This is a genomic window from Labrys wisconsinensis, from assembly GCF_030814995.1.
GTDB lineage: Bacteria > Pseudomonadota > Alphaproteobacteria > Rhizobiales > Labraceae > Labrys > Labrys wisconsinensis.
Map to the genome: position 1 here is coordinate 68,077 of NZ_JAUSVX010000029.1, position 9,026 is coordinate 77,102.

A 9,026-nucleotide genomic window follows, 5' to 3' on the forward strand; every position below is an offset into this window, starting at 1 on the left:
CTTCGGGGCAGGGTTTCGAGCCCGATCCATGTAGCCCAGGATCGGGCGGCCACCAATGGCCGAACGCGGTCGGCCGCGCCGGGCCGGCCTATGCCTCGGCCGCGGCGGGGTCCCAGCGGGCGCAGAAGGTTTCGATGTCGCCGGACTGGAACTCGGCCAGGCGCTCCCAGATGGTCTCCGCCGGCCAGTTCCACCAGGCGATCCGCGCCAGGCGCGCGGCGATGTCGCGGCTGAAGCGCTCGCGGATCGGCCGTGCCGGGACGCCGCCGACGATGGTGTAGGGCGCGACGTCGCGCGTGACCACGGCTCCGGCCGCCAGCACGGCGCCGTCGCCCACCGTCACGCCCGGCAGGACGATCACGCGATGGCCCATCCAGACGTCGTGGCCGATGCGCACACGATCGCTCCGCCGTTCGCCGAAGAAGGCGTGGTCGCGCTCGGCGCCGGGGATGTAATATTCCGGGCAATAGGTGAAGCGGTGCAGCGAGGGCCGGTCGAGCGGGTGATTCGGCGCACCGATGCGCACCTCGGCGGCGATGGCGCAGAACCGGCCGATCTCGGCATCGGCGACGTTGCAGCCCGGGCCGAGATAGGAGAAATCGCCGAGCGTGGAGTATTCGACACAGCTGTTGCCGAGGATCTCGCAGCAGCGGCCGATCGTGGCCTCGCGCAGGCCGACGGTCGGGTCGATCACGGTCTCGGCGATCTTCGGGCGCGGTGGAGCCGGGGCGTCCATGGCTGTCATTCCTGGTCAGGGTGGGGCGGCGAGGTAGCATCGCCGCCATGACGCGAGCGTGACTGCGCCGGCCGCCGCGGGCGGATGATGCAGTCGGCGACCCGGTCGAGCTCGTTCAGCTCCGTGGCATGGCGCTGGCCCCATTCGCACAGCGCCAGCAGCACCGGCTCGAGGCTGAGGCCGAGGGGCGTGGCGGAATAATCGACGCGCGGCGGCACCTGGCGGAACACTTCGCGGTGCACCAGGCCGTGCTCCTCCAGCTCGCGCAGCTGCTGGATCAGCACCTTCTGGCTGATCTCGGGCACCAGGCGCTTGAGCTCCGACAGGCGCTTGGGCGTGTCGAAGAGATGATAGAGCAGCACCGCCTTCCAGCGCCCGGCGATCACCTTCAGCGCCCGCTCGGCGGGCAGGGCCGGCAGGCGCTTGACGACCGCGGTCATGGTCACCTCCTGGTCGGTATGGCACGAAAGGGTGTGTAGCGACGGACAGGGACCCAGGGATAGACGAGGTCCGAGCCCACGCCAACCCGGTCCATGCCATGCAAGCCGTCCAGCTCAGCCGCTTCGGCGGTCCCGACGTCCTCGAGCCCGTCGAGATCCCGGCGCCCGTCCCGGGGCCGGGCGAGGCGCTGGTGCGCGTGCGCGCCGCCGGCCTCAACTTCTTCGAGACGTTGCTGCGCGCCGGCCTCTACGCCGCGACGCCTGCGTTGCCGATGGTCCCCGGCGTCGAGGTCGCCGGCACGCTCGAGGCGCATGGGCCCGATGTCACGGCGCCTGCCATCGGCACGCGCGTCGCCGTACCGCTGTTCGCCCTCGGCCGGGCCGGCGGCTATGCCGAAGCAGTGGCGGCCGAGGCCGCGGCCCTGGTGCCGATCCCCGACGCCCTCGGCTTCGAGGATGCCGCCGCGCTGATGGTGCAGGGGCTCACCGCCCTCCATCTCGTCCGCCGCAGCCCGCCCGACGGCCGGACGCTGCTCGTCCATGCCGCGGCCGGCGGCGTCGGCTCGCTGCTGGTGCAGCTGGCCAGGCAGGCGGGGGCGCGGCGTATCCTGGCGGGGGCGGGGACGCCGGAGAAGCGCGACCTCGCCGTCGCCCTTGGCGCCGATGTCGGCATCGACACGGGCGACGCCGCCTGGCCCGGCCGCGTCCGAGCCGAGACCGAGGGCCGCGGCGCCGACATCGTCTACGACACGGTCGGCGGCGAGACGACCCGTGCCGGCCTCGAGGCCCTGGCGCCGGGCGGCGAGCTGGTCTTCGCCGCGCTCGGCCGCTTTGCCCTCGACCGGGCCGCGCTCGACGGGCTGATCGCCCGCAACCAGGCGCTGCGCGGCTTCGCCCTGTTGCCGCTGCTGAGCCCCGGCGGTCTCGCGTGCGATCTCGCCCTGCTGTTCGACCGGGCGGCGCGCGGCGAGCTCCGGGTGCTGCGCGGCGGGCACTATCCGCTCGACCGGGCGGCCGAGGCCCATCGCGCGCTCGAGAGCCGGAGCACGGTCGGCAAGCTGGTGCTGGCGGTGGGCTAGCCGGAACCGTGCGTCAGCAGGGCGGCCCCGGCACGACCGGCCTCTTGCCCAGCCGCAGCGCCTCCGCCCGGGCTTCGTGCAAGGCGAGCCAGATCCGGTTGCCGGTCTCGGCCATGCCCGCTTCGGCCGCGCGCTCCAGCACGTCCTCCAGCCGCTTCAGCACATTGGCGGCCCGCCTGGCGTCGAAGCGCTCCGCCGCATGCGGGCGCTGCACCAGGACCATGGGGCTGGGGTCGGTCGTGTTCGTCATGCTGGGTCCTCCACGCCGGATGAACGCCGGCCACCCCGTCCGGTTCGCCGCCGGCTGCTCCTTTTCCCCGACGGTGCCGGCAGGGTCAGCCGGGGGTTGGCGGGGCGCGCAGGCCGCCGCATTGCGCGCCGGGCGGTCGATGAGACACATTGGCGGCATCCGGGGCCGCCGGCGCGAGGTGTCCGATGCAAGACAGCGTGTTCACATGGGAGGCTCTTGAGCCTCGTACCGTCATTCCCGGCTTCCACGGCCGCTTCGCGCATTCGGGGAGCATGACCTTCGTGCTCTGGCGTATCGAGGCGGGTGCGGTGCTGCCCGAGCACGCCCATCCCCACGAGCAGGTGGTGCACCAGTTCGAGGGCGAGCTGGAGGTGACGGTCGAGGGCGCGACGACCGTGCTGAGGGCCGGCATGGTCGCGGTGGTGCCGCCGGGTGCACGCCATTCCGGCCGGGCCCTGACGGATTGCCGGACCATGGACGCCTTCTGCCCCCGCCGCGAGGATTATATGCGCGCCGACGTGCCCGGCATCCTGCAGAAGGCCATGGACGGGCGGGGTTCAGGGGCGGCCGCCGGGCTCGCCCGCCCCGTCGCGGCGGTGCCGCCGGTCAGCTCGGCGATTTCTGAGCCTTGACGATGCAGGCGGTCCGGAACTCCGTCCGGGCCTTGCCGTGGAGATGGCGGGCATTGGCCTCCGCCAGGCATCGCCTCGACAGCGATCGCTTCGCCGCGGCCTGCACCGCGGTCGGCGAGACGTTCGGCACGGCGGCCGGTGCGGCGCTCTGCGGCGGCGGCTGGGTCTGGGCGAACGCGCCGCCGGCGCCCATGAGGACGGCGGCGAGCCCTGCGGCGACGACCTTCGGCAACGTCATGGTCTGACCTCCCCGCATGCGGCGACGGCATGATCGGCACCGCCACTATGCCAGGGGGCGGGCGGGCCGGGAACAATGTCGTGCGCCATGGGCTCGCCCATTGCTTCGGCGCCGAAGGTGGCAATCCCGTGGCGGTTTCGAGGAGCTCGGCCGGGAGCGGCGACACAGTCCGGCCACGACCCGCCGCCGGGGAATGTCGGAAAACCCAGCGGCAGCACCGGAGCGCCGGTCGACGTGAGCGCGAAACAGGACAGGGGAGGAGCGGGCTCTTGCTTGCGGAACCCATGTATCGCCGGCCGGCGCGACCTCGAAAGATTTGCCGTCGCATCGATCGGGCGATCCTCGACCTTGGAACCTTCGGGCATGTCGGTCTCGGGAGTTTGAAAACTACATGCGACCCTGAGCTTGGAGGAGAGCAAAGTCTCAAATGTTTGACGAAAGAAAGGCGGGCGTGTGTCAGAGTTTGGCCGAATATCGATCTGAGTTTGATGATGATGTGGCAAATTTTTGAAAGAGATACTTCAAATTTCCTCGGGTTATCTGTTGAAAAATTGGTACTTTACTGAGGTTGTCAGGCGTCAGGAGTTGCGGGATCACGAGATTGTCCATATGATCCGGTCATTCAACTGGGGCTTTGAGTCTCCGGCTGTTTCGACGTGGAAGGACTTAGGTATGACAAAGGTTATGCGTGTGCTGCTCGCCGCCGCGGCGGTTTCGGTTGTTTCCTACCCCGCTTTCGCCGCCGACCTCTCGCCGGCGCCGGTCGAGCCGGCAGCCCCGGCGCCCGTCGTGCTGCCGTTCTCCTGGACCGGTTTCTATGCCGGTGTGAACCTGGGCGCCGACTTCGGCGACTCCAAGTTCAAGGACCGCTCCTTCGGCAACGGCGCCTGGAACGCGGCCGGCGACAGCTTCAAGCCCGACCGCACCGGCTTCACCGGCGGCGGCCAGGTCGGCTACAACTATCAGTGGGACTGGGTGGTCCTCGGCGCCGAAGCGGATGTCGGCTATCTCGGCGGCTCGGCCCACAAGGCGAGCTCGCTCAACGGCAACACGGTCGGCTCCATCGACGACGGCTGGTACAGCACCATTCGCGGCCGCGTCGGCGTGGCGTATGACCGCTTCCTGGTGTTCGGCACCGGCGGCGTGATCTTCGCCGACCAGGGTGCGCATGTGGTCGACAACACCACCGGCGCAAGCCTCGTCACCAACAAGACCGACGTCCAGACCGGCTGGACCGTGGGCGGCGGCGTCGAATATGCGCTGACCGACAACTGGACCGTGCGCGGCGACTTCCTCTACTACGATCTCGGCAAGAAGAACGTCACCGGGCAGCTGAACGGTAGCTCCGGCACCTACGGCTTCTCCGTGAACAACACCGGCGAGCTCGCCCGCCTCGCCGTGAACTACAAGTTCTGATCCCACAACACGCTGGGCCCGGATCGTCCGAGCCCGGCAGCGAAGCATCGAGCGCAGGGGCCGTGCGAGCGGCTCCTGCGTTTTTTCGTCGGCGCCGGCGAGGCCCATGCGCTCTTGATGCCGAGCGACGTCCCCGAGGCGGCGAGGGGATGAGCCGGCTCAGGCCGGCTCCATCGTGCCGAACGCCCCGACCAGGGCGAGGACGCCGGCTCCGAGAGCGATCTCCAGCAGCGTGGTCGCGATCAGCGCCCGGATCGTGCGCGCCGGCGCGGTCCTGATGCGGCCGACGAGACCGTAGCGGTTGAACAAGGCGAGAGCCGTCATCGCGGCCACGAGCCCGATCTTGGCGGCCAGCAGCGCCTGGTAGGGCGAGGACCAGTCGGCCGGCCAGCGCCCGAGCACCAGGGCGATGTTGAGGACGCCGGTGGCGATCACCAATGCCACCGCGCCGTGACCGGCGGCCGAGAAGCGCCGCAACGCCGTCGCCGCTTCGGCACGCGTCTCGACGCGTTCCAGCGCCCGCAGGATCGGCAGCAGCGGCACCAGCGCGCCCAGCCAGGCGCCGCCGGCCAGGAGATGGGTGGCGTCGTTGATCGCGTGGGCAAGGCGCAGCCCGCCCTCGTGCATCGCCGCATGTCCCGTCAGGGCGAGGCTCGCCAGCAGAAGGCCGGCGGCGATGGCGGTCGCGGCCCGGCGGCGGCGCGCCGGTACGGGCACTGTCGCCGCCAGGACCAGGGCAAGGACCGCCTGGACGATCCAGGCGTTCCCGACATCGGTCTCGACGAGCACGTCCCGGAGCGTCCGCACGTCGAGAGTGTCCGCCCACCCTTCGCCGATGACCCCGGCCTGCAGCGGCAGCGCCGCGGCGGTGGTCAGGATCGCCACGGCGATGGCTGCCAGGCGCAGGACTTCGAGGTGCCGCCCGACGGCTCCTGCCAGCCCCCCCGGCACCAGCACCCAGAGATAGGCGAAGGCGCCCCACAGGAGCATCGCCGCCGCGTCGTGCAGGACGCGGCAGAGGATCAGGGCGGCGCCGGGGTCCATCAGGGCTTGACGGTGAAGCTGTAGGTGCCGTGGGTCTTGTGGCCGTCCTTCGAGAGCGCGTGCCAGGCGACGATGTACTTGCCCGGCGCCAGGGTCGCGGAGATCGGCACCACCAGGCCGGTCTCGTCGCCGGAGGCGAGCGAGGCCGCACCGGTGGCGACCGCCTTCTTGTCGGGGCCGGTGACCTTCACGCCGGTGAACTTGAGGTTCAGCTCCTCGGAGAACTTCAGGTCCAGTTCCGTCGGCACCGTCGCGACCGTGCCGTTCTCGGCCGGAACCGCCGAGGTCAGATGGGCATGGGCGAGAGCCTGGCCGGTGAGGCCGAGGCCGAGGATTGCCGCCGAGGCGGCGGTCTTGAGACGCGAGATGCTGCGCATGGGATTGGTTCCTTCATGTTCGGCGCAGGCCATCGGGGCGATGGGTTGCTGCGGACTTGCCGGGATCGAGGGGAGCCGCGTGTCCGCGCCCCCGACATTCGCGGATCTCGCGGGGGTCAGGCGAAGGCGCGCCGCAGCGGCGGCACGGCGCGGATGACCAGGAGGTCGAAGCCGACCATCGCGAGGATGGCGAGGCCGGTGATGGGAAAGGCGAGGCCGAGCGCGACGGCGACCGCCCACAGCGCCCGATAGACGCGCGGGTCGGCAGGGTAGGGCGGCACGCCGACCTTGCCGGCCGGGCGCCGCTTCCACCACATCACCAAGGCCGAGACCGAGGCGAGGATGATGGCAAGGCACGCCGCCAGCATGAGAAGCTGGTTCGCGAGGCCCCATTCCTGGCCCATATGCACGTTGATGCCGAACTCGATCGCCTTGCCGACGGCGCCATAGTCCGGGAACGAGAGGTCGACGAGCGGCCTTGCCGAATATTGATCGATATGGATCAGCCGCTGCTTCGACAGGTCGTGCGGATAGACGGCGGCGGTGTAGACCCCGGTCTCGTCGCCCGGCACCGCCATCTCGAAGCCGGGCGTGATGCCGAGCCCGCGGGCGACGGCGACCGCGCGGTCCAGCCCGATCGGCTCTGCCGGGGCGGCGGCCGTCGACATCGGCACGGGGGCATTCTCGACCGTCCAGCCCGGCTTGCTCAGCACCGCTTCGGTCGGGAGCGTCGACAGCGGGACGTCGTCCCAGAGCTGCGCGGGATAGCCGACGCCGGCCTGCGTGGCGACGCTGTTCAGCGTCCTGCCCCAGAAGCCGGACCAGGGCAGGCCCGAGGCGGCCAGGACCAGGATCAGCACCCCGGCGACGGCGCCGGTGACGGCGTGGAGGTCCCGCCACCAGACGCGCCGCGCCGGCGAGCCGCGCAGCGTGACGACGCCGCCGGACTGGCCGCGCGGCCACCACAGATAGATCCCGGTCATCACCAGGATGATGGCAAAGCCTCCGACCGCTTCGATCAGGCGGTTGGCGATGGTGCCGAACAGCTCCAGGCTGTGGATCTTGCGGACGAGCCACATCGGCTCGCGGTCGCTGCGCAAGGTGTCGAGCACCGTTCCCGTGTAGGGATCGAGATAGACGAGGTGTCTGCCGGCCGCGTCCCTGGCGGTGACCACGGCGGAGGATGCGCGCGTCACCGGATCGATGAAGGAGACCAGCGTGGAGCCGGGCACGGCCGCCAGCGCATTCGCCGCCAGGACGCTCGGCGCCAGGGCCGGCGTTCCCGGGTCGGCGACGACGGTCCGATGGGCGAAGATCGTGGTGTTGATCTCGTCCTTGAACAGGTAGATCGAGCCCGTCACGGCGAGCAGGACCATGAACGGGACGCTCAGCAGGCCGGCATAGAAGTGCCAGCGCCAGATGGCGCGCTGGAGCGACAGGCGCGCGGGGGATACCGCCGGGGCGGCATCCGCGGGGACCGGATTCGACATGGGGCTGATCCCGGCTCAGTTCATGTCCATGCCGGGCATGGCGTGCCCGGGCTTGGCCGCGGCCGGCCCCTTGGCGGCGATGCTCTCGACGTCGTACTCGACCGCCACCGTCCCGGCCTTCTCGAACACCAGCGTGCCCTTGACCTGCTGCCCTTTCTTCAGGGCGTGCGCGAGCCCGGTGAACATCAGGTGCTTGCCGCCGGGAGACAGCGTCACGCTGCCGCCCGCGGGGATGTCGAGGCCGTCGAGCCGGTTCATGCTCATGACGTCGCCCTTCATCGACATGTCGTGGATCTCGAAGCCGGCGGCGGCCTCGACCGAGCCGCCGACCAGCCGGTCGGCCGCGGCGCCCTTGTTGACGATGGTGAGATAGCCGCCGCCCACCTGGGCGCCGGGCGGCGTGGCGCGCGACCAGGGGGCCTGGATGACGAGGTCGCCGGCCTTGACGTCGTGAGCCGATGCCTTGGTCAGGGGAGAGGCCGCGGCGACGGCGAGCATGGCGAGGACGCCGGCTGCGTGCAGTCGGAACATGGGATGGATCCTGAGTTCGCCCCGTGCCAGCCGGCGGCGCAACGCGCGCCCGGCGATGGCGGGACTGATGATGGGAAGAAGGCTGCGCGTGCTCAGGTCACGCGGCCGGAGGCCCTTGCGATTGGCGCGGCGAGCGCGGGTCCGCGGTGTCCGGCGTCTCGAACCGCACCGCATCGGCTTCGATGATCCGCTCGATGCGCAGGACCAGCGGGGCCGGCGGCGATCCCGGCAGGATCACGGGCGCGCAGAGCGGGCATTGGTCGCAGTCGCGATGGCTGCCGGACGGATCGGTCCCCTCGTCCGCCGGCATGGCGCAGAGCTGGATGACATGGCCGGCGATGACGACCGACGAGGCCGGCGCCGTCGGCACGGCCGCCAGCGAGCGCCCGATGCCGGTCAGCATCAGGACGACCGCCAGCAGAGCAGCAACGCATCGCCGCATCGAAGGGGAGGCCAAGCCCGTCATGGCGCCAGACCATCGAATGCGCGAGGCCGTGTCAAGAGCGTCCGGCGGCTTCGAGCGTGTCGCGGCGCTCGGCCTCGTCGATCGCGTATCGGTCGGTCGGAGCGGTGTCGAGGCTCTGCGGGCAAGGCCTGCGCCGCGGCGATTTCTCGCCGGTCTTCCCTAAGCGGAATTTCCGAACTCCGCCCGCAGGGCGGGCTCGGAAATTCTGCAGGATGTCAAGGATTTAGCAGAGTTTCGGGGGGGGGGGGGGGGGGTGGGGGGGGGGGGGGGGGGGGGGGGGGCGGGGGGGGGGGGGGGGGGGGGGGGGGGGGGGGGGGGCGGGCCCGG

At 71.0% G+C, this 9,026-nt stretch carries 12 protein-coding genes; 3 read left to right on the forward strand and 9 right to left on the reverse strand.

Annotated elements, in window-relative coordinates; translation table 11 throughout:
* Window positions 1-88 precede the first annotated feature (88 nt).
* Both QO011_RS40400 and QO011_RS40405 read right to left on the reverse strand, forming a co-directional pair.
* On the reverse strand, window positions 89-736 hold the full coding sequence (locus QO011_RS40400) for a DapH/DapD/GlmU-related protein (protein WP_307285774.1): 648 nt from the start codon (window positions 734-736) through the stop codon (window positions 89-91).
* A gap of 5 nt (window positions 737-741) precedes the next feature.
* Complete coding sequence (locus tag QO011_RS40405) at window positions 742-1,176, reverse strand: winged helix-turn-helix transcriptional regulator (RefSeq protein ID WP_307285777.1); 435 nt, start codon at window positions 1,174-1,176, stop codon at window positions 742-744.
* A 98-nt stretch (window positions 1,177-1,274) separates the two neighbouring features.
* On the opposite strand from QO011_RS40405, the gene QO011_RS40410 reads away from it, so the two are divergent.
* Window positions 1,275-2,255 (forward strand): quinone oxidoreductase family protein, encoded by a 981-nt coding sequence (locus QO011_RS40410; RefSeq protein ID WP_307285779.1) that lies wholly within the window; start codon window positions 1,275-1,277, stop codon window positions 2,253-2,255.
* 13 nt (window positions 2,256-2,268) lie between these two features.
* Here the strand turns inward: QO011_RS40410 and QO011_RS40415 are convergent, their stop codons facing one another.
* A complete protein-coding gene (locus QO011_RS40415) occupies window positions 2,269-2,505 on the reverse strand; it encodes a hypothetical protein (protein WP_307285781.1) in 237 nt (78 codons plus the stop codon).
* A gap of 185 nt (window positions 2,506-2,690) precedes the next feature.
* Between QO011_RS40415 and QO011_RS40420 the strand changes: the two genes are divergently transcribed.
* Window positions 2,691-3,137 carry a cupin domain-containing protein gene (locus tag QO011_RS40420; RefSeq protein WP_307285783.1) on the forward strand — a complete coding sequence of 149 codons (447 nt, stop codon included), beginning with the start codon at window positions 2,691-2,693 and terminating at the stop codon, window positions 3,135-3,137.
* Here QO011_RS40420 and QO011_RS40425 read toward each other — a convergent pair.
* Window positions 3,112-3,375, reverse strand: coding sequence for a phosphate starvation-inducible protein PsiF (locus QO011_RS40425; protein ID WP_307285784.1), 264 nt, complete (start codon window positions 3,373-3,375; stop codon window positions 3,112-3,114). The two genes, QO011_RS40420 and QO011_RS40425, sit on opposite strands and share 26 nt — an antisense overlap.
* 672 nt (window positions 3,376-4,047) lie before the next feature.
* On the opposite strand from QO011_RS40425, the gene QO011_RS40430 reads away from it, so the two are divergent.
* The gene (locus QO011_RS40430; protein ID WP_307285787.1) at window positions 4,048-4,791 is read left to right on the forward strand and encodes an outer membrane protein; all 744 of its coding nucleotides are present in this window, start codon (window positions 4,048-4,050) and stop codon (window positions 4,789-4,791) included.
* Window positions 4,792-4,950: 159 nt separating this feature from the next.
* On the opposite strand, the gene copD is transcribed toward QO011_RS40430, so the two are convergent.
* The 5 genes from copD to QO011_RS40455 all read right to left on the reverse strand — a co-directional run bounded on the left by copD (window position 4,951) and on the right by QO011_RS40455 (window position 8,636).
* Window positions 4,951-5,835, reverse strand: a complete 885-nt coding sequence (gene copD / locus QO011_RS40435; RefSeq protein ID WP_307285789.1) for a copper homeostasis membrane protein CopD — start codon at window positions 5,833-5,835, stop codon at window positions 4,951-4,953.
* Window positions 5,835-6,212: a copper homeostasis periplasmic binding protein CopC gene (gene copC / locus QO011_RS40440; protein WP_307285792.1), complete on the reverse strand. Its 378-nt coding sequence runs from the start codon at window positions 6,210-6,212 to the stop codon at window positions 5,835-5,837. Before copC ends, copD begins: the two co-directional genes overlap by 1 nt.
* 116 nt (window positions 6,213-6,328) lie before the next feature.
* A complete protein-coding gene (locus QO011_RS40445; protein ID WP_370882078.1) occupies window positions 6,329-7,702 on the reverse strand; it encodes a PepSY-associated TM helix domain-containing protein in 1,374 nt (457 codons plus the stop codon).
* Window positions 7,703-7,717: 15 nt separating this feature from the next.
* On the reverse strand, window positions 7,718-8,233 hold the full coding sequence (locus QO011_RS40450; protein ID WP_307285795.1) for a copper chaperone PCu(A)C: 516 nt from the start codon (window positions 8,231-8,233) through the stop codon (window positions 7,718-7,720).
* Between the two features lie 97 nt (window positions 8,234-8,330).
* Entirely contained in the window at window positions 8,331-8,636 is a 306-nt protein-coding gene (locus QO011_RS40455) for a hypothetical protein (RefSeq protein ID WP_307285798.1), read from the reverse strand.
* Between the last annotated feature and the right edge of the window lie 390 nt (window positions 8,637-9,026).

What these genes read in the sequence shown, in the direction of transcription:
- QO011_RS40405 (WP_307285777.1), bottom strand. Translation starts at nt 1,176, where the DNA reads ATGACCGCGGTCGTCAAGCGCCTGCCGGCCCTGCCCGCCGAGCGGGCG.
- copD (WP_307285789.1), bottom strand. Translation starts at nt 5,835, where the DNA reads ATGGACCCCGGCGCCGCCCTGATCCTCTGCCGCGTCCTGCACGACGCG.
- QO011_RS40410 (WP_307285779.1), top strand. Translation starts at nt 1,275, where the DNA reads ATGCAAGCCGTCCAGCTCAGCCGCTTCGGCGGTCCCGACGTCCTCGAG.
- QO011_RS40430 (WP_307285787.1), top strand. Translation starts at nt 4,048, where the DNA reads ATGACAAAGGTTATGCGTGTGCTGCTCGCCGCCGCGGCGGTTTCGGTT.
- QO011_RS40420 (WP_307285783.1), top strand. Translation starts at nt 2,691, where the DNA reads ATGCAAGACAGCGTGTTCACATGGGAGGCTCTTGAGCCTCGTACCGTC.
- QO011_RS40445 (WP_370882078.1), bottom strand. Translation starts at nt 7,702, where the DNA reads ATGTCGAATCCGGTCCCCGCGGATGCCGCCCCGGCGGTATCCCCCGCG.
- QO011_RS40400 (WP_307285774.1), bottom strand. Translation starts at nt 736, where the DNA reads ATGGACGCCCCGGCTCCACCGCGCCCGAAGATCGCCGAGACCGTGATC.
- QO011_RS40415 (WP_307285781.1), bottom strand. Translation starts at nt 2,505, where the DNA reads ATGACGAACACGACCGACCCCAGCCCCATGGTCCTGGTGCAGCGCCCG.
- copC (WP_307285792.1), bottom strand. Translation starts at nt 6,212, where the DNA reads ATGCGCAGCATCTCGCGTCTCAAGACCGCCGCCTCGGCGGCAATCCTC.
- QO011_RS40455 (WP_307285798.1), bottom strand. Translation starts at nt 8,636, where the DNA reads ATGCTGACCGGCATCGGGCGCTCGCTGGCGGCCGTGCCGACGGCGCCG.
- QO011_RS40450 (WP_307285795.1), bottom strand. Translation starts at nt 8,233, where the DNA reads ATGTTCCGACTGCACGCAGCCGGCGTCCTCGCCATGCTCGCCGTCGCC.
- QO011_RS40425 (WP_307285784.1), bottom strand. Translation starts at nt 3,375, where the DNA reads ATGACGTTGCCGAAGGTCGTCGCCGCAGGGCTCGCCGCCGTCCTCATG.